The sequence below is a fragment of the Bacillus cereus group sp. MYBK227-1 genome (assembly GCF_051916325.1).
In the GTDB taxonomy this organism is placed as follows: Bacteria; Bacillota; Bacilli; order Bacillales; family Bacillaceae_G; genus Bacillus_A; species Bacillus_A cereus.
The window spans coordinates 283,433-304,641 of the sequence record NZ_JBQAGK010000004.1; the positions used below are offsets into that span (position 1 = coordinate 283,433).

Consider the following 21,209-nt stretch of genomic DNA (forward strand, 5'->3'; position numbering starts at 1 on the left):
ACGATCTTACTTAAGGTTTGGCCTCATTATATAACTATTCAAAATAATTTTACGAATGATAAACCGATAGGAATTTTCACAGGTGACTTTATATTTGTAGGAGATATAGGAAGGCCTGATTTATTAGAAAAAGCTGTTAGTATAAAAGATACTGCACAAATAGGAGCGAAACAATTATTTAATTCTATACAAAAAGTAAAAATACTCCCTGATTATTTGCAAATATGGGCATCACATGGCGCGGGAAGCGCATGTGGAAAAGGATTAGGAGCAATTCCAACTTTAACATTAGGTTATGAAAAGATGTTCAATTGGGCATTTCAGTGTAATGAAGAAAGTGATTTTATATCGACTTTATTGACGGGACAGCCAGAGCCTCCAAAGTATTTTTCATTAATGAAGCATTTAAATAAGTATGGTCCTCCAATTCGTAAGAAGAGAAAGAATTACTACTATTAATACAGTAGAAGAGCTTCAAAAAGTTATGAGAAGTGTTCAGCAAATAGTTGATATAGGAGATGTAGAGAGTTTTGCTTTTGGTCACATTGAGAAATCAATTAACATACCGTATAACAATTCTTTCACAACTTGGTGTGGATGGTTACTAGATTATAAAACAGAGACTTTAATAATTCTAGATTAGGAAAAGGTTAAAACGGAGGAAGTCATTAGGTACTTTGAATCTATTGGACTAGATAATATTGTTGGTTTTGCACCTTTAAAAGTAATAAAAAAATTTGATATATTAGAAAGTTACAAGGAAAATACATCAATTGAATTATATCGGCATATAAAAGGTAGAAGTGTTAAGGTTATCGATGTGCGTAGTAAAAAAGAGTGGGAGGAAGGACACCTTCATGATGCAATACATATTACGTTAGGTAATCTATTTGAGAAGATAGATTCTATACCGAAAGATTGTCCAATAGTTTTACAATGTCGAACTGGTTTGCGTTCCGCTATAGCAGCTAGCATTTTACAAAAAGCTGGTATAAAAGAAGTAGTTAATTTAAAAGGGGGATTTCTCGAGTGGAAAAAGTTTGGATTACCGTATGAGAATTAATTTTTATCTAGTAATTCATTAAATTAGATATTTATCTTATTAATAAATCGCTTATGTTATTACAATTATAATAAACATTGGGTAATAAAACCAGTCTTGTAGTATATTGTATATCGTATTAATATTTATATATTATTTTTAAATATTATAAGATTGGGTGGCGATATCGATGAAAACAATTAAATGTATGACATGTATGTCTATTTTATTATTCATTTTCACATTGTTTTTACCAAAAAATTTAGTATTCGCAGAAGAGATGGATAAGGTTTGGGATCCAGAGAAAGGGACTATTTCTGGTTATATCTGGTTCGATGAAAATGAGGATGGTTGGATTGATCCTCAGGAACAAACAATTGCACCAGAAATAGGTGAAATAAAGTTATATTTAATTAATGAAAATGAAGAAATAGTTGAGGAAAAAATAGTTTCTAGATTACAAAATGGGCAAGCTTATTACTATTTTGAGGTAGAAGAAGGCAAATATAAAATACGAGCTGAGTTTACTGAAAAGGGAAAATATCAGCTTACTAGGGATGGAAGAGATTCATTTTTCAATTCTACAACAAACGAAACAAGATATTATGAAATTATGAAGTCATATAATATAGATAGTATACAGTTGGGATATAAAAAAGCATCTTAAACCTATTCAAAGTAAGGGAAAAGCTAAAGGTGATAGTAAAGAGGTTGGATTTTAATTTTAAGAGGGGCAAGCGCCCCTCTTTTTTATGTAGCGGATTTGTTGGTTGTATTATTTAATGAGATGTTATATGAAAAAAGTGGTGGCGTTTATCTTTGATGATTTTTGCATCATTAGATCGTGAACAGAGCTTTAATGTTTTATTTTATATCGACACTGTAATGGAATTATGTACGACTACAGCACCGGAATATTGTATTTTCCAGTTCTTTAAAATAGATACTTCTACTTTATTTTATTATTAGATTAATCTCATAGAATGAGAAAATGTAATATGATCCTTACCTATTTATGTATTTTATTTATTTGTTTGATCATGGTCAAAAGATAATTAAAATATGAAGAAGAGATAAAACCAATAGTTTGACAGATACAATAATTAATAACTTTTGAGAATGAATTCCATTTCATGCTGTGGGATTCCTATCAATTAGTACTCGTTAGAAATTTATAAATATTTGATTGAATTTTAGGAAAATAGGGGTTTGTTATTGAAAATCAAACTAAGGATAAAGTTATGAAACGCATCAATAAACAGATTATTAAGGATGGAAAATAACAGCACAGATAAGATAGAAGAAACGTGCAAAAGGTTTATATTAACTCTAGCTAAAGGATAAAAGCCCTGCAGGGGATGCAGGGCAAGACTAAGGGTATTGAAGAATTGTCGATTCTAAAAGTAAAGGACTTCTTGGCATGTTATAAGTTTAACACGTAATATATTAAAATGTTATATAGAGATGTTACGGATGTGTGAATATGAAAAGCTCAGATAAAAATCATGAAAAAGTTGATGATCCATAGAAGCGATAAGGGTTATGTTTGTAAAGGTGTCTCTATATAGTTAATAGGACAGGATTTTGTTTGCCTTAATATTAGGGAATCTAGTAGAATGTACTGCCTAATAGACAGGTTCCTGGATATTACAATGTGTGAAAGCATCAAATAATCCCGTACAGAAGCACCGGCTGGTTAATACACATATCGGTAACTAGACATTAACAGAAATACCTAGTAAGTACTATTGAAAAAATAAAAAATTGCATTCCCCCTAAGACGATTTGAAGAAAACACATATAATAAAGCATTTATATTATACAAAATGTTTTCTCCTAATTAATATATAGTAAATATTAATCATCCAACAGAGGTGCTTTTTACTTTTTTTATAGAATTTACACATTAAACATATATTTACATGTATTGCATTGTTACTACACGCTAAGGAATAGTAATAAAAAGATGATACCAATGAAACTGTATAAAAACAAAAAGAATCCTAATAGGGGTAATTCATTATGAAAGTTGGACATGACAGACCTCCTTGGATATATAGGGTATTTTAATATATTGTTGGTCTTTTTAAAAGAAAAAACATAATTTGGTACATTGGATTAGAGGATATCTATATAAATAGGTAGAATCTAATTATTTGGTTCACATTTTATTCCAAGGAGTACAAATTCGATGCGACGTGAAAAGGATTTGTTGAAACAATGGAAGGCGGATTTGCACGCTATTCAAGAAGAGAAGAGATTGAAGAAAAAGGCTAAGAAAAAGAATAAGAAATATAGCATTCCGGGTAATACAGTTGACTTCATGGATGGCAAGAATACTTATCGTAAAGACAATGGGGTATGGAAACAAAGAAATAAATAATGTGAGGATAAATAAGTTTGATCAAGTTTATAGCAATTATCGGGGGCGCTGCCGTGCGTGATCTAGGAGGCGTCTTGTTTGTTATTAATATTATAAAACAAACGAACACAAAATTAAGATGCGCCAACGAGAAGAGATAGACCTTGCTAAACAATGTTGCGTATAACGGATCATGCTTTAGAGTTGTTTGCTAATCGTGAAGAAAATGGATACACAGTTAAGAAGATATATGAAGTTACTGGTGTAAATCGTAAAGTTCTTTATAAAAGGGCAAAAGAAAAAAGGGATTATGTAGAAATTAAAGTAGAGAATCCACTACTATTTTATATTTTAAAAAGGATTTCTAATATTATAGATTCTTTTATGTTAATATCATGTAAAAAAAGGATGTATGCTCTGTTGTGAATTCAGTATAGAAAAAAGGGAATTCCATACTAAAAGGATTGTCGAACAGATAGTAGAGGTCAATAATGAACAAAAACTTCTCATGATTGTCACCTCGATTCAAAATGTAAGTGGTTATTTATAATTGCACATTTAAATAAATGAATTTAAAGGATAGGATGCAACTAAATGATATAAAGTAATAAACGTGACGCGGGGAATATGGAAAGGTGGCGAATCTGTTGCTTTTCTATTTCCGATATATCTTAATCGCATATAAGTAAAGACGTTAAATATTATATAATAATAAATAACTATAAACAATAAGTTTTTAGCATTTAACATAAGGAGGCGCTATATAAATTACTTCCTATTAATACAGAGAGTTGTGAGTGATATGAACGAATTGGGAATACGTAAAGAAATCCTATATGTGAACATCTTAGGAAAAGTGCGGAGGCTTGAGAGTAATAAGTCTTAATTTAAGCGTGAATCTTCATACATTTTCCCACACTCTATTTAGGATTATTATTCCAATTTAAAATCTGTTAATTCGGATAAAGAGATATTTATAGTTTTTACCGAATAGATTAATTTTGGAGATTAGGAGATGGAAAAATATATTCTTGATGAATTATTAAAGTGGGAAATAGTTAATAGAAAAATATAAAGCGATTGTAAAAGTAGAAAAAGAAAGGGAACTTGAATCCTGTACTCTGATGAAAAAAATTGAAATTCTAAAAAAACTGAGTGAAAAGTCTGAAGGAGAAAGAAAAAAACTATTCATAAGAGCAGAAATCAATCCGCTTCAAGACAGAGAAAAACAATTAGAGCAAGAAATTAAAAGTACAAAAGGGGTTTATTATGAGAATAAGGAAGAAATCAAAATTACCCTTGAATACTTAAGAAAATAAATTGATAATGGTGATGAGGATCAGTAAATTATTACAGATTCCAAAGAGAAAATTTTAAAATAAAACTAAAAAAGGGTCCCAAACGGATATTTTTTTCTTTGTTATATAGAAATCACACATTAAACGTGAAAGTAAATGAGAAGTTATTGTATATAAATGTACTTTTCTTTACCTTATTTTATTGTTTCGTATAAGACTGAATCATTATAAAATAAAAGATTCCATATAAAAACTTATACTCTATAGAAATTGAAAACATCATTCTATAGGGTATCTTTAGTATAAAGGAAGTATGTGTAGCAACGGAACAAGCATTAGTGGACATTATATGTGTTTGTAAAAAATATTTTTCAACCTATTGGTTTGATTTCCGCTTTGTAAAAGATAAACAAATAAAAAGAATGCTAGTTAACTAGCATTCTTTTTTATTTAATATTAGTTTATTAACCGTAATAAACTGTTCCATGTTTAATTTTAACAAGTTGACCTGATTCACTAACAAATTTAAATTTATAAGCTTGACCTCTTGGTAAATGTCTCCATGGAACTAATGCCCATCCAGTACCTTCGTTCGTTACACTTTTACCCATATAAGATCCACCTAAAGTATATGCGTATATAGAAACTGATTTAGGTCTGTTAGTTCTTTCAAACTCTATATCTTGTGGATTATAAAAAACTTGTCCCCCATAAATCCATACAAAATTAGAAAAACTTGTAGCACCAAAATCAGCTCTAGAAGTGGCTCTAGCTACCAAACTATTACTGTATGCTGGAGGAGTTGAATTTAACTCCGCATTAGAATAAGGATAGATTGGTTTATCATTTTCATCAAAATATTGAATTTGTTGTACTTGTTGAACTGCCCCGCTTCTCAATTCGGTTGGCATTTCTTCTGCATATGCAGAAATAGATGAAAATGAAAATAAGGAAATTACTGATACTGCCGCAACACTTAATACTTTTTTAAACATTTGTATATCCCCCTTGTTTTTGTTTGAACAAGAAGATTATACCATTTTTAGTTGTTTAATAACATATTTTCCTTATATTTTATTATTTTTTCTTTTATATATTATATAAACAGACAATACTATCATATATATAAAACTTATTATCATAACAACTACCCAGCCAGGGTAAAACTTAGCTGCATATATAAAAAAATCTACTTGATAGATATCTTTATAACTTGAGTAAGACCCTTTAAAATAATTTGTAAACTTAGCTGTGTACTGCCATTCATCAGGATAATCTATTAAATTACTACCTTGGTACCAGCTAATTAATGTTGAAGAAATAAACAATAAAAATGAACCACCTAATTGAACCATTTGATTGATTGTCAAATTATCCCCTCTCCTTAGCTTTCAAAATTCATATCCACTAATGCTTGTTGCGTGATTTTGTTCCATTGTTACACATAACCAAACTTATCAAATTTCAAAGGATAAAACAATACACTTTGATGATAAAGAAAAAGCCCCAAAAGCTATTTTAAATAACAAATAATTCATGTACATAATTTAAATAATAATAAATTAAGTTTACTATTTACTATAAAAAAAGCTGATAATTCCTTTGATACAGGAAAACAGCTTTTTTTATGTGAAAAATCAATTAGCGTAAATGGAATGGAAATGCAGAAGTACCATAAACTCATTGACTTTAATGTATTTGATAAACCCATTATTTTCACATGATAAATGTTTAGTGAATAACGATGAGAACAACTTCAAAGATTTCGCGAGGGACTACAACATATTTACGGTTACTGATTTCTATTAAAACTAAGAGGATGATAACTATTGAGTGAAGAATATATAGAGCTTGTTCAAAAAGTAAGTAAAAAAATACGCACCCGTGGCAGTGCGAATAGGATTAATGATTGGCAGTACTATTATATTCAGTCAAATTATATAAATTCCTCATGTATTCACATCAGATTAGTTTTGACTGTTAATGATGTATTTAAAGATGTGCAGTTAGATGAAAAAAGTCCAAGAATTACATATACCTCAACAATACACTTGTATTGTAAACATATTTGAAGTTGTGGATTTCTTAATTAAGAACGAATCATATTCAATAGTATGTATTGTAGCGTCATATGGTGACGATTCATATTGTAGGCTGGGGCAAAATGAGTTATATCATAGTCCATATTACTCCATAGTTTTATGAGTACGTTTCTTGAAATTGTAAAAGAAATAGTGCGTTTAATTTTACACTTGCCAATCAACAACATGAAATGATAAAACAAGCATCTATAATTGTTACTTATCCTAATCCAATTCAATTATTAGGGGCTAAATGAATACTTTATTTGTGTGTAGATATTTTACTATTTTTATATTTTTTAGAATGAAATTAACAAGTTTCTCGATATCCTAATAAATAAATTCAAGGGAGAAATATATTGATAAACTAGAAAAAACTATACTTTTTTTATTATTATAAATCTAATTCATTTTGTGAATATAGGAGAAAAGAGTGGTTTGAAAATAGTTATCCTATTTATGTAGCCAAGTTAAATAATGGTTATATGCTAAATTAAGTAAGAACCAGAGTTCTTGTAAAACTTCTTAATATATTGTTATTATCGTACCTGCAAAACGATATAAGATCCTAACAATGTAAGATTATTACTTTTGATGTGCAAAAGAGATAAATTGTAAAATGAGTAATTTTTCATATTATTTCCATGCGTGACATGCGACTCTGAATAACTCTTGAAATAGCCGGTATGTACTGTTTTAGTATTTAAGTTATTAACGATCTATAAAAAGGTTATATTGACAGATTTACAATCTATATCCCATTTGATAATAATTTAATAAGATCTAAAAATATTCTTAATTTTCGTATGTGAGGAAAAGAGTATAACGTAAAGTATGAAAATGAAATCATTTCTATGTTTACTATTTTTGGTAAAATACTTATAATTAGTTCACAGTAAAATAATTACAATTTTTAATTGTTTGTGATACATATAAAACTTGAATTTTATAGCAACCAGAATAGCTTGATGGAAAGTAGTACAATGATATAGGGCTGTTGCAAAAACTTTAATTATTATAATATTTCCAAAAATTTTAAAAAAAGCATTTACTTTCTAGTAGATGTATATTAAAATCAAAATTGTCAAATTATTGAAAGATTATTCCATTTTAAGGAGGTGAACAAGCATGCAAACTAAAGTACTATATATCAAAGTAACTGTTTAATTTAAATTAGAAATCAGCAGGCTCAATGCTTCTAAGAAAGATAAAACAAGTTAAGGAGATGAACAAGCATGCAAACTAAAGTACTATATATCAAAGTAACTGTTTAATTTAAATTAGAAATCAGCAGGCTCAATACTTCTAAGAAAGATAAAAACAAGTTAAGGAGGTGAATAAGCATGCAAACTAAAGTATTATATATCAAAGTAACTGTTTAATTTAAAAGTAGAAACTAGTAAACTCAATGCTCCTAAGAAAGATAAAAAAACAAGTTAAGGAGATGAATAAGCATGCAAACTAAAGTATTATATATCAAAGTAACTGTTTAATAAGATTTAAGAATATAATTTTATAATGTAATTTTACTACATTAAAGGTAGGAACTTTTTATATAGTTCCTACCTTTTAAAAAATTTAGAAGTAGGAGGGGTAATATGAGTAGAGTAAATACTGCAAAAAACTATATAAAATTAGATTTTCGCCAACAATTTAATAATCAAGGATTTACTAAAACAGGTCTTGAAGCAGAAGGGGCCTTAAGTTTTGGTGGATCATCTCTTCCAGCTGAATATTGTCCAAAGGGTTTGTTTGAAATGGAAGGTGTTCCATATGAGCTTTTTGTCGATGAGCCAAATGGGGACAATATTGAATTGGAAGGACAAACTATTTTTTTTGGTAAAAATATGTATAAAAAAATTCATATTTTAGGTGCTTCTAATAATGGTGATTTTTATGAAAGTATACAATTAGTAAATGATGATCAATTTATTGCTTCTTATAGAGTTCATCTTACAGATTTCGTTAGTAGGGAACCTAAATTTGGGAATCGATTAGCAGTTGAATTTCCTTATATTAACAATAAGATTGGAGAGTTAAAGCAATTTATTCCTAAAATATGGTGTGATTCAATTACTTTTGATCAGCCGTTAGAATTTAATTGTATTAAATTTGGGGATAATCCTTCTATGCATATTTTTTCAATAACTTTAGAATATTAAATAATTAAATAAAGAAATGAGTGATTCCAAGTGGATAATAAAAATGAAAGCCTTATCTTAAGTCATCATAATTGTATTAGTTTAGTTATTACCAATATAGTCCATTCAAAGTCAATAGATTATAGACAGATATGGAAACAAATGGGCCTTATGTCTTATTTAGAAGAAAATAAATTACGATTTTACCCACGTTATAGGTCGTTGAAATCTGAACTTGCATTTTTAAATAATATATATTTGAGAGAATATATTTGTGATGAAAAAGAAGAGTTTCAGATATTACTAGAAAAATTAATAAAGCAAGATCGTATCTTTGTAGTAGTAGATGCTTATTATTTACCATATTGCTTAAATTATAATGATTCACACGAATTTCATTATATAGAGATAAAAAAATGTAAATCTGATGGAAATTATGAAATTTTTGATCCGTTGTTCCATTTTGAAGGAGAACTTCTAGCGGATAGTCTTTATATGGCGATGTTAGAAGGAAGAAAATTAGAAACTGAAACCGCAGGGTATGTTTTGTGTTTATTAGATACAAGTGCATATTCTGATATAAGTGTTACAGGCATTAAAGAAGTCATAATGCAGAATATCATAGCCATGAGTGAAGAAAATAATTTAGATTTTTATAAATCAGCATTGCCTTTTCAACAGCCGTTAAATACGGGTTTATCAGTCTTTAATGATATACAGAAGACATTTGAACATATGGATATAGAAGTAGTAGAAAGTATTTATTTAGAGAATTTATACACTGATTTTAAGGAAATATCTAATTCTCGATATATTTATGCTGCTTTTTTAGAGTCATTTTTAGAGACAGAGTCGTGTGGATTTAATATAAATGAACTTCATGAATCTTATGTAGAATTAGGTCATGATTGGAATGTAGTAGCTAACATGATATTAAAATTAGCTATATCAAAAAATGCAAAATTACTACCTCGCATATGCCGAAAGATTCAAAATATTAATGAGAAAGAAATTAATGTTATAAGATCACAAGAGATTAATAGCTAATGTGTTAATATGTATTAAACAAAATGTATATTTAAGGGGATTATACACCTTTAATTGCTCGACTATTCGAAATATACAATATAAAGATAGCGAAACTTATTACCTGGAATCGCTGTTATCAAATTTAGGATTTAATCTTTGAAAATTATTAAAGTAGAGGGGAACTTTATGAAAAAAAAATTTCTGACCATATTGTATGAATTGGCTGATTTTTCAGAAGGGAATATTTTAATTGAAAAAGCTTGGTTTGGAGGAAGTCTAGCCAATAATACAAGCGATGATTGGTCCAATATAAACTTATATTTAAAAGTAAATGAGGAAAAGTTTGAAGATGTTTCTATTGCTATGAAGAAGGAATTGAAAATTAAAATATTGAAAATCAATGATGTAGGAAGTAATAAAAGGAATATTATTGTTTTATATGATTCTAAAGTGTTAATCGATGTAATTATATTTGCAAGGGATGATGAACGGGTAAAAGGTCCTGAGAAAATAATTGAGCTTAATCGAAATAACATAACTTTACATTCTAAAACTGATAATCAAGCTTTTAAAGTCGTATCAGGATGGAATAAGCGAAGTGAAGTAATAAAAAAATCCATTAAAGATAGTATCTCACAGGGGCTAATTGATATTTATTCAATTGCGGTTGGTATAGGTAGACAAGATGGTATGTTTTTAAAGCAATCGTTAGAAGTGTTTAAGAATAATACCTTTGATACATATATTTTAATTGAAAAATGTGGTTATGAATTTGATACAAGAAGGTTAAAACCTTATGTACATCCTAAAGTAAAAGAAATTATTGGAGAAATTAACAAAAGTATAGGTAGTCTAAATGAAGAGGATATAGTTCCAGAAGAAGTGAAAAATGTGGTTAATCAGATTTTAAAACTATTTACTATAAATCTATATCGTTATGAGAGAGTATTTTCAACTTTCGATAAGAGCTTGTTGAATGAAATAGAGAAATACCTCGAAGATACATTAGGATGGGATATTAGTCTTGACCCTCAATCAGATGAGCTTCTTAATGTATACACTAATAATTTAGCTAATCAATATGATGCATCACGTAGTATGACAGATGATATGATTGTAGGTCTGCATCAACTTGCAGATACATATATGAAGGAAAAAGATATTCTTGAATTAGGGGCTGGGACCGGAAGAATAGGCTTAAATATTATGCCTTACGCTCAAAGTTATATAGGAATAGAACAATCAGAATTTATGTTGAAGAAATTTACTGAAAAAATTCAAGATATGGAATATAACCGTGCATCGTTAGTTTGTGGGGATATAATGACATTAAAAGAAATTTTTCCTCAAAAAACGTTTGATGTAATATTTGAGCATGAGGTTATGTTATTTACTTTATACCCACAAACGGTATGTGATCAAATAGTAGATCTATTAAAGCCATGTGGGAAATTTATTCGTATTGTAAGTAAGCGCACCCCTAATTCTATATATAATAAATTGTTAGATGTATTTCATCAAGAAGTGTCTAGTTTTGAGAAAGCTCCGTTTTTTATCAAAGGGATATCCGTGGATAGTCAAATAACTATGCATCTTCATAGAAAGAAAATAAAAACGGAGAAAAAACAACTAGCTAATTGGCATGAAGAAGTACACATTGAGGAGTTTATTGATATATTACGTAAGCGACCATTTCCTTATCTTGAAAAAGTTAGCCAATTAGCGATTGAAAAAGGGATTACTGCCGTAAAAAAATTTATTCAGGAAGAGAATATTCTTAATAAAAATAATACTTTTTTAGATGAAAAGGAATTGTTCTGTTATATTAGTCAAAAACAGTGTGATAGTCACCATACAGATATTTTAATTTCTAATGTGTTAGCCTGAGTATCCGCATATTTAAAATTAGGACGAATGGTATAAATATCAATTTTTAAAAGAATAGAGGGAACAATCAAATGTTTTTTAAACGATATGTACTGGGGAATATAAAGGGTATCTTATTGTTGGTCAGTTTAGCCACTATGAGCACATTACTTGGAATTGTTCCCCCTGCATTAGTGCAATGGTATATGGATTCAGTTTTAGTTGGTACAAATGCAGATTTAGTATTCAAAGCATTCATAGCAATTTTACTGGCAATGGTAGCGGGAGAAATCTGTAAGGTACTATTTATGTACTTCTATAGTAAAATTTCATTCAACTTAGTAATGAAGATTAAGAATAGTATTTTTTATAATTTAATTCATTTGCCTTATGAACTATTCCGTAAGCAATACAATCGAAGTATGAATTTATTTGTAAATGATATTAAGTCGCTACAAAGTACAGGTATCGAAACAGTTCCTGAGATAATTATATCTATATTTATAGCCATAGGTTCTGCAATATATTTAAGTTTCATAAACCCACTATTTTTAATTGGAACAATTATAGTGAGTTTAATAAGTTTATTACCTTTATATTATATTAATAAACGTCAAGGTAAATTAGTTGAGGAAGCACATAAATATGAACAAGATATGACTGAATATATCAAAAATTTTATAGATAAACCTATTTTTACAAAGATTATTAATAAAAACATATTAATTTCTAACGGGTTTAAAAAAATCGCAAGATTAAATATGTTATTTTCTCTTAAAAGAGAACTAAATTTCAGAGCATATTTAGTAATCCGTGTTTTTTTTGATTCATTAGTACCAGCATTTATATTTGGCTATGGGGGCTATTTATATATTATAGGCCAGTTAAGTATAGGAGAAGTAGTAGCAAGTTTGTTGTTAGTTCCAACCATTACAAAACCAATTAATAATATTACAGGTTATTATCTTATTTTAAAAGATTTAATTCCAAGAATAAAAAGGATAATTACTTTTAGTAAAATTGCGCCTAAAGCAAAGGAGCATCCATTGGTATCAATACCTAAGGTTGAAATTAATGAATTAGAGTTCATAGGTGTTACATATGAAGTTAATGGTCTTAAAATTTTAAATGATGCATCGTTTAAAATTACAGAAGGGCAGAATACAGTAATTACTGGTGAAAGTGGTGCAGGAAAGTCTACTATATTTAATTTATTACTTGGGTTATATAATCCGCAGATTGGGGAAATTAGAATAAATGATGTATCGTATGAAAATGTAGATTTCAATCAATTACGTAACTTTTTTGCAATTTCTGCACAAGACGTATTATTTTTAAATGATTCTATTAAAAATAATCTAAAAGCTTTTAACCAAATGGCTACAGATAAAGAAATAAAGAGAGCACTTTATCTAAGTTGTTGTGATGAATTTATAGATCAGTTACCAGAAGGAATTAATACCAATATTGGTGAAAATGGAAACAAGTTATCAGGTGGTCAACGACAACGACTTAGTATAGCTAGGGCATTGATTACGAATAGGAAATTTTTATTATTGGACGAAGCAACCTCAGCGTTAAATACAGAGTTAGAGAAGGAGCTATTCCATAGATTATACCAACAAAACGATATTACTATAATTCAAATTGCTCATCGTCCAAGTTGTGAAGAATATTCTTTACAAAAGATTCATATTGAAAACAAAAAACTGACTACTTATCAAATTGCTTAATTAAGGTGGATTTACTATATGAAATTTAAAGAGCTGACTGATTATTTAAGGTATATGTGGGTTATTCTAAGACCGGAAAAATTCTTAGTAACAATGATTATTCTAAGTATTATAGCACATGCTGTCTTAACAGTTGGAGTACCAATGCTTACAATGATTTTAATTGATAACGCTTTAAAAATTTATGAAAATGGATTATTGTGGTGGGTAATTTTAGGTATGGTATTTATACCAACAACATCAGGAGTTCTCATGACGTTTGAAGATTACTTTGCTAATAAACTAGGTCATAAAGTATTAACTAATATGAGAGTTAAATTATTTTCTAATGTTTTAAATCGTAAAGTAGAAAGTCATTCAAAAGCTTTAAGTGGGGAATATCTTCAAACAATAATTGATGAACCCGAAGAAATTGGACATTGGATTTACATTACTTCAATTCAAATATTACTAAATTGTATGAGTTTAGTAATTTTGTTAAGTGTATTATTCTATTTGAGCATTGGATTGGGATTAATGACAATGTTCTTATTACTGTTTTATATAATCCCGTATATTCTCTTTAAAAATAAGCTCCAAAAAGCCTCTTTTGTAGAACTAGAGAGTCGAGCTGCAGCTACAGGTATTCTTAATGAAGGATTAAATGCAGTAAAGTTATTCAAATCATTTGGTAACGTGGATTTTTTACAGAAGCGATTAGAAAAAGTGAATGAAGAAAACTTTAGAGCATTTATGGCAGTTAAGAAAATTGATAGAAAAAATAATTTGTACATTGGAAGTATCATGTCTTTAGGAATTGCTTTAATTTATTTGTATGGTGGTTTACAGGTAATTGAAGGAACCTTAACAATTGGGGTTATGATTGCGGCAAAGATGTATATAGAGCAAATATTTCTAAGAAGTCAAGTTATTTACTATCGATTAATGGAAACATTTCAAAAGATGCCGATAGCAAAAAAATTAGAAAAAGAGTCGCACGATGAATCTAATTATGAGGTTAGTGGAGATAAAGATCTAAATAATATCGAAAGTATAAGCTTGAGAAATATCTACTTCTCATATGATGAACAAGAGATATTCAAAAACCTGACACTTGATATTAAGATGAATAAATATACAAGCATAGTTGGGAGAAGTGGATGTGGAAAAAGTAGTTTGCTAAAGATGTTATTTAAATTAATAGATACTAATAAAGGTGATATTCTAATAAATAATAGTCCTATTCAGCATTTTAGGCTAGAAAAATTGCGTAGTATTATTCAATTTGTTCCTCAGAATTCTGAATTTGTAAGTGGTTCTATATGGGAGAATTTAATATTTGGAATTGATGAAATAGAAGAAAATGAGGTTAAAGAACTGTTACGTCTTTTGCGTATTAATGAGTTTGTAGAAAAACTACCTCATGGATATGATACAGTGATTGGATCCAATGATAACGTTACTTTATCGGGAGGTCAATTACAGCGTCTAGCAATTGCCAGGGCTTTAATTCGTAAACCAAAAGTATTGTTACTTGACGAGGTAACCTCAGGATTAGATAGTGAAAATGCTATTAATGTCCAAACAGTTTTAAAAGGATTGGAAGAAGTTACTATTATTTCGGTTACGCATAATCTGGAAGAAGCTAAACATTCAGATTATGTTATTAATTTGGATCAAAATAAAGTATCCGAATGTAATGTAGCAAATCAATTAGTATTAAGTAGTATAGAATCGTAATTTAAAAAGTTAGGGTGATAGTATGTTTTTTTCTAAAGAATTGAATTTAATAGACTCTTTGACTACTTCTGATGTTGAAGAATATATCAGGTATTTTTTTCCGGAATCTAGAGTTATAAGTTTTAAAATTATACCTGAAGGATATGAAAATATTTTAATTAAAGTGAAGTGTGAAAATGCGTTCTATATACTTCGTATTTCATCTATGAAAAAAAACCATAATATGTCTAGTTATAGTGAAAAATTAATTAAGCGAGAACTAGACTTTATTAAGTATTTACAAAAGAATGGAGTACCTGTTCCAACGTTTTATAAATCGGTTGCAGATGGAAAAACTTATGTGAAAACCGAATCTAAATCACATGTACGTTTTATAACCTTAATGAATTATATTAAAGGGGTTCATCCTGAGTATACAAAAGATAATTTACAAGAAATTGCGAGTAAGCAGGTAATATTTCATAATATAAGTATTCAATTTCAGACAGATTATATCGAAAATGATGAAGAGTATTCAGCAATGAGTCACAGGATGATATCGCCATCTAAGCTGCGAACTGAACAATTCCCAACTAGGTTATATGAAACTATGAAAGAAATATATTTAGATGTACGTTTTGAGCTTGAAAGATATTATAAAAATACAAATAAGCAAATGATTCATAGTGATATAAAACGTGATAATATCTTTTTTAATCAAGGTAAATTAGTAGCTTTTATTGATTTTGGAGATATTCGTTACTCTGTTATTGCAGAAGATTTGGGATGTTTTATTTGGGATTTATGTGACAGAGTATATGATGAGAATGGGGATTTTGCTCATTTAGTAAAAAAATACTTAGATGATTATCAAAAATATAATCAAAATTTTAAAAAAGAAGATCAGAGAATGGCAATAAATTATGCAATAGATCGCTATTCAATTATCAACTTGCATTATTTGGTGGAAAATCAAGGTGATAATGAGAGATTAAAATATCAAGTTAATAAGGCTAGCAAGCAGTTAGAAATTGTTAAACAATTATTGGACTTAAGGGATACTCAATTTCCATATGAAAAGAAAGCTTCTTCATGTTAGTTTTGTTACATGGGGTACTTTTAAATACGATTGATAAAATAATAAACAAGCTTAATTGAGGTTAATAAATCGGCATTCTAATGTGATAATTATAAAGTAAGAAATTTGTCCGGATTACATCTCATAACTTTTAAAAATAGAAATTATGATGATTTTGAATTGTTTAAGTTGGGAGTTATTAAAATGAAAAAAGAAGAAATAGCAGTTATAATTCCATGTGGAGGTATAGGGAAAAGGTTAAATCTTCCCTATCCTAAACCATTATTAATGTTGAATTATAATAAGGCCCTAATAGACTATTCGTTTGACTTGATCTTAAAATGTCCTTTTCAGATTAGAGTAATTGTTATTCTTAATAAAGAAAATTTGCAAGTAGTAGAGTATTTAGAGAAGTATAAAGATAAATTTAAAATAGTCTTTATATATCAGGAGTCTGGTTTAACAGAAATGATTGGAGCAGTAAAATCTGCTCAGGATTTGTTTTTACAGCATAATATATTATTATTACCTGACACAATTATTGAAACAAAGTCACCTGATCAAGATATTATTAGTCAATCTATACAGTTACTCAAAAGACAAGACGCTATTTTTTGGATTAAATACGAAAAAAATCAAAAAATACTTGCAAGAGAAGGAGCAGTAGAAATTTTTAGTAATAATGAGGAGTTATTTGTAAGGAAATATATTGATAAACCATCAAATTTAAATTCTTCACTTAATGGTTATTGGGCTGCCTTTGGTTTTAATAAAAGATATAGTAATGAATTTTTAGAAATGATGGATAGCGCAATAAATAATAAAGAGGCAATAAACATGAGTAATAAATTAACACCAGGAATTCCTGCCATTGAAGTAAAAGAATCCTATGATTTAGGTGTATGGGAGGCAGTACATCAATATTATCAGACTTTAAACTGTGAATAATTATCTTGCAGAGGAGAATATAAGATGAATATATTAATTGATGCATCAACATATTCCATCGGAAACAGCATGGGTGGGATCGGTGTGAGATTATGGGAGTTAGCCCAAGTACTTTCTAAAAATTATTTTATTACTTTTTTGGTTAATAAAGAATCTGATTTTGAGCATCCAAATATTAAGTTTGAAATTTATCAAGAATCTAATTGGAAAGAATTAATTGATCACTGTGATGCAATAATTACTACTGATTTACCAGATACACGTTTTTTAATTTATGCACACGAAAAAAACAAATTAATTATTTCAGAAAACCAAGTTCCTATTGAACACCTTGAATATTATAAAGTTAGAATGGCAATGGATCCTAATTTATGTTACAACGATATAGTTTCTAGGTACAAATTGCAAATATTAGCAACTGATCATTTTATTACACGTTCTTCAGTCGAACGAGCTACTATTATTGCATCCCTAGTTTTACTAGGGAGAATTGACTATGATGAATATAATAACAGTAAGAATTTATCTACAATTCTATCACATATTCCAATTGGTTTTAATAGCTTTAGTGATGAAATAAAGAATAATAACATTGGAATAGATAAAACAATAGATTTTATATGGAATGGTGGTATTTGGGACTTTTATGAACCTTGTATAGTACCGGAAGCGATTCGTAAACTTAAAGATCGAAATATTGATGTAAATATGAAGTTTATGTATTTTCCATCAAATGAACAATTATTTAAAGAAGCAATGAATTTACATAACAAAACGAAGGAGTTACAAGTAGAAGATCAAATTAAATTTGTTCAAGAGTATATTCCTCACTTGCAACGTGATAAATTACTAAATGCATCCAGGGCAATAATAGTTTATGCAAAAGATTCAATTGAGAATTATACTTGCCATCGTTTGAGATTACGTGATGCATTCTTATATAATTTACCTGTAATTACTGACAAATATGGAGCAACTGGAGATTTAGTTGAACAATTAAATATTGGCATAACAGTTCGAAATGAAATTGAGTTAGCTAGGGCGATGGAACGCATTAAATATGATGAAGATTTTTATCAACAATTAGTTTTAAATCTCCAAAAAGTACGTGAGCAATTTAAAGTAGAAAACCATGTACATAGCTTGGTTAATTTTCTGAATAATCATAAGAAACTGAGTTCTGGAAGGTTTAATTCAAGAGATAAAAGAATATCTGATTTATTATCTGCTAATTCGGATCTTCTAGTAAAGCCCAGCTCAATAATTTAGCAAATGAGGTGATGTTAAATGAATAATCAGACCTATCAGGTTGCTATTTTAGATTTAGATGGGACTATTGTGAAATATGATGAGAACTATGTTTCAGAAAGAACTTTAAGTTGTCTGGAAAAGTGGAAAGAGTGTGGGAATCAAATAGGTATAGCAACGGGACGAACTTGGATTGAATGCCAACAATTAGTTGATATTATACAACCTAGTTGGCCGGTAATTTGTTATGATGGAAGGTTAATATATGATTATAAAAAAAATGAGGTAATTTGGAAGCAGACGATATCGAATAGTAAAGTTCAGCAAATTATTAGTGCATTTCAGGATGATTTTTATATTTTTCAAGAAGAGATGTCTTCGATTTACGCTTTTGATCAGATTAGTGCATTATTATTTAGTATGGCTTTTAAAGTTAATAGAAAAAAAATAAAGTTTGGAAGTCAGCCAAAAAGCAATCCATTCCGTTTATACATTAAATCAAAAAATAAGTATAATAGTTTTTCATTTGAAATGGAATCGAAAATTAGGAAATTGCTTGGTGAAAAATATGAAGTTTTCCTTGCTGGAGATGAATGGTTAATAATATATATTAAAGAAGCAAATAAATTAACAGCTATTCAAATGTTGACAAAATATTATAAGGTCTCAATGGCCCAAATTATTGCTTTTGGAGATGGAGAAAATGATTTAAATATGCTACAAAATGTAGGACTAGGTGTTGCAATGAAAAATGCAAATTCTGAAATAAAAAATGCGGCGAATTTAGTTGCAGACACTGTAGATAATGATGGCGTTGCGAAAATAATTAGTAACTTATTAAAATAATGGTGGTTAAATATGATGGAGATATTAGATATACAAAAAGAGCAATTAGAAAGTATAGATTGGGAATATCTTATTGAAACTGCAGACATAAAACCTTATTATGAACTATCTATACTTGAAAGAGCTAAGGACTTAAAAGAACTTATGTGGTTAATGGAGCAATGTTTATTAAAAGTAAAGGAAGTAGAACGGATTTTTTCAAAAAGTAGTTTAGAAATTGAAATGGTCAATATTATTAGACAACATTGTAAATTACTTAGTCAACAATTAGAGATTTATAAAAATACATCTCAGAAATGCACTTTTTTAAATTTTATTAAACTAAAATATAATATTCGTGCAGTTTTTAAAAATTTAAGTGGAATTTTGACAAGTAGTGATTGGCAATCTCCTGCAATTTCAACTGGTTCTTTGGTTAAAGAAAAAGGAATTGGACAAATAAATGAAGATGTATATATGCGAATGAATGGACATGAATTTGTAACGAATTTTCAAGATCGCTTTTTTTCAGAGTATTATCGTATTCCTTTAGCATTACAGAAGAAAACATTAGGTGTTCTAACAAACTCAGGAATGAAAGCTTTAGAAATGGCTTTAATTGCTTATAAAACAATTACAAAAGATGTCTTTCCTATTTACTTTCAAGAAGGATATTATTTTGAGGGTATTACTTTAATAAAAAATATATACAGCAATGCAGAATGTATCTCTAGCACGAATATATATCAGAAGATTGAGAATAATGAAGATATAGGTTGTTTATTAATTGACCCGGGAACAACTTGGCCAATTAGGGACGGGATAAATCTAGATTTATTTTTTGAAAAACTAAAACATCATAGGCAGAAAAAGCCTTTATTTATTATTATAGATAGAACTATTACTAGTATTACTAATTCGATTCTAGAAAAATACGAAAAAATGTTACCATCTCATGTCGTTCTTATAATTGTGGAAAGTGGAATAAAATACTTTCAACTAGGATTAGATTTAACCAATTTAGGATTTGTTACATTTACAGGAAATATCTTTAGAATGAAAGATTTTGTAGATATAATTAATCATTTGAGTAGTGTCTTAAGTGCAATACCAGATCCTGTTTTATTGCAGCGATTACCAGATCCAAATTTGCCTTTTGTAGAAGAAAGATTAGATAGAATGGCGCGTAATACTAGATTATTGTGTTCTTTTTTTAAGTATATGGTAGGAAGAAATTTAATTAAAGAAGTTAATACTTCAGTCTCAATGGACAAAAAATATCAAATTAATGAATATCCATGGATAGGAACTTTAATTTATGTGAAGACTCTATATTCTGAATCTTTATCTGACTATGCAAATGAGTGTGAAAATATCGTGAGGAATATTCAACCTAATATTAATATATATTCAGGGAGCAGTTTTGGATTTGATACTACAAGACTTTGTGTTGTTGAAGAAATGTTTTCAAGTAAATTAAATTGCGCTTTAAGAATTTCTGTTGGAAGAGAAACAATTTATGAGACGTTACAGAACGCATTATATTTATATAATTACTTTGTTAATAATAAAATTAATTATGTGTAATATACACATCAGCTATTTCTTGTAGCTTTAAATAATTGTGTAATTTAGCTATTGATAGGGAACTATATTTATTAGTTTATCGTTTTTTGGAAGGAACTCCTTGTATAGATATAAAACATTAAATTTAGTTGAGAGATGAATTTTGGTTGTAGAAACACATTGAAATCATAAAATTCTCAACGCTCTATCGTTCCATGTTTGTCAAAGTTGTGAAAATCGAACAAAAATAGGGAGTGTGAAGAGTCTATGTGCAAGTTACTTGTATTTTTACAG

General features: G+C 28.6%; 16 protein-coding genes and 2 pseudogenes. 16 read left to right on the top strand and 2 right to left on the bottom strand.

Features of this window, described 5'->3' with window-relative positions; translation table 11 throughout:
* Positions 1-33: 33 nt before the first annotated feature.
* The 6 genes and pseudogenes from ACTFRM_RS20425 to ACTFRM_RS20450 form a co-directional block, all read left to right on the top strand.
* Positions 34-1,063 (top strand): annotated as a pseudogene (locus tag ACTFRM_RS20425) (rhodanese-like domain-containing protein); the annotation flags it as partial.
* Positions 1,064-1,232: 169 nt separating this feature from the next.
* Positions 1,233-1,709 (top strand): SdrD B-like domain-containing protein, encoded by a 477-nt coding sequence (locus tag ACTFRM_RS20430; RefSeq protein ID WP_000848911.1) that lies wholly within the window; start codon positions 1,233-1,235, stop codon positions 1,707-1,709.
* Between the two features lie 152 nt (positions 1,710-1,861).
* Positions 1,862-2,011, top strand: coding sequence for a hypothetical protein (locus ACTFRM_RS20435; RefSeq protein WP_157404445.1), 150 nt, complete (start codon positions 1,862-1,864; stop codon positions 2,009-2,011).
* Positions 2,012-3,233: 1,222 nt separating this feature from the next.
* The gene (locus tag ACTFRM_RS20440; RefSeq protein WP_001250589.1) at positions 3,234-3,425 is read left to right on the top strand and encodes a hypothetical protein; all 192 of its coding nucleotides are present in this window, start codon (positions 3,234-3,236) and stop codon (positions 3,423-3,425) included.
* Positions 3,426-3,537: 112 nt separating this feature from the next.
* Positions 3,538-3,707: pseudogene (locus ACTFRM_RS20445) on the top strand (recombinase family protein); the annotation flags it as partial.
* 821 nt (positions 3,708-4,528) lie between these two features.
* Positions 4,529-4,723 (top strand): hypothetical protein, encoded by a 195-nt coding sequence (locus ACTFRM_RS20450; RefSeq protein WP_000717844.1) that lies wholly within the window; start codon positions 4,529-4,531, stop codon positions 4,721-4,723.
* 443 nt (positions 4,724-5,166) lie between these two features.
* Here ACTFRM_RS20450 and ACTFRM_RS20455 read toward each other — a convergent pair whose 3' ends face one another.
* Together ACTFRM_RS20455 and ACTFRM_RS20460 are read right to left on the bottom strand one after the other, a co-directional pair.
* Positions 5,167-5,697, bottom strand: a complete 531-nt coding sequence (locus ACTFRM_RS20455; RefSeq protein WP_000475284.1) for a hypothetical protein — start codon at positions 5,695-5,697, stop codon at positions 5,167-5,169.
* Positions 5,698-5,769: 72 nt separating this feature from the next.
* Positions 5,770-6,072 carry a YjdJ family protein gene (locus ACTFRM_RS20460; RefSeq protein ID WP_000154628.1) on the bottom strand — a complete coding sequence of 101 codons (303 nt, stop codon included), beginning with the start codon at positions 6,070-6,072 and terminating at the stop codon, positions 5,770-5,772.
* A gap of 2,309 nt (positions 6,073-8,381) precedes the next feature.
* Here ACTFRM_RS20460 and ACTFRM_RS20465 point away from each other — a divergent pair.
* From ACTFRM_RS20465 to ACTFRM_RS20510, 10 genes are all read left to right on the top strand, one after another.
* Complete coding sequence (locus tag ACTFRM_RS20465; protein ID WP_324656969.1) at positions 8,382-8,945, top strand: hypothetical protein; 564 nt, start codon at positions 8,382-8,384, stop codon at positions 8,943-8,945.
* Between the two features lie 201 nt (positions 8,946-9,146).
* Positions 9,147-9,971, top strand: a complete 825-nt coding sequence (locus ACTFRM_RS20470; protein WP_141096686.1) for a DUF6005 family protein — start codon at positions 9,147-9,149, stop codon at positions 9,969-9,971.
* Between the two features lie 168 nt (positions 9,972-10,139).
* Positions 10,140-11,840: a class I SAM-dependent methyltransferase gene (locus ACTFRM_RS20475; protein WP_400154957.1), complete on the top strand. Its 1,701-nt coding sequence runs from the start codon at positions 10,140-10,142 to the stop codon at positions 11,838-11,840.
* A gap of 71 nt (positions 11,841-11,911) precedes the next feature.
* Positions 11,912-13,552 carry an ABC transporter ATP-binding protein gene (locus ACTFRM_RS20480; protein ID WP_000465536.1) on the top strand — a complete coding sequence of 547 codons (1,641 nt, stop codon included), beginning with the start codon at positions 11,912-11,914 and terminating at the stop codon, positions 13,550-13,552.
* An 18-nt stretch (positions 13,553-13,570) separates the two neighbouring features.
* Positions 13,571-15,271, top strand: coding sequence for an ABC transporter ATP-binding protein (locus ACTFRM_RS20485; protein ID WP_440043537.1), 1,701 nt, complete (start codon positions 13,571-13,573; stop codon positions 15,269-15,271).
* A 58-nt stretch (positions 15,272-15,329) separates the two neighbouring features.
* Entirely contained in the window at positions 15,330-16,349 is a 1,020-nt protein-coding gene (locus ACTFRM_RS20490; RefSeq protein WP_440043538.1) for a phosphotransferase, read from the top strand.
* A 183-nt stretch (positions 16,350-16,532) separates the two neighbouring features.
* Positions 16,533-17,276, top strand: coding sequence for a sugar phosphate nucleotidyltransferase (locus ACTFRM_RS20495; protein WP_000711256.1), 744 nt, complete (start codon positions 16,533-16,535; stop codon positions 17,274-17,276).
* A gap of 24 nt (positions 17,277-17,300) precedes the next feature.
* Positions 17,301-18,545, top strand: coding sequence for a hypothetical protein (locus ACTFRM_RS20500; protein ID WP_440043539.1), 1,245 nt, complete (start codon positions 17,301-17,303; stop codon positions 18,543-18,545).
* Between the two features lie 18 nt (positions 18,546-18,563).
* Positions 18,564-19,370: an HAD family hydrolase gene (locus ACTFRM_RS20505; RefSeq protein ID WP_098517622.1), complete on the top strand. Its 807-nt coding sequence runs from the start codon at positions 18,564-18,566 to the stop codon at positions 19,368-19,370.
* A gap of 15 nt (positions 19,371-19,385) precedes the next feature.
* The gene (locus tag ACTFRM_RS20510) at positions 19,386-20,936 is read left to right on the top strand and encodes a hypothetical protein (RefSeq protein ID WP_400154956.1); all 1,551 of its coding nucleotides are present in this window, start codon (positions 19,386-19,388) and stop codon (positions 20,934-20,936) included.
* The last annotated feature ends 273 nt before the right edge of the window (positions 20,937-21,209 follow it).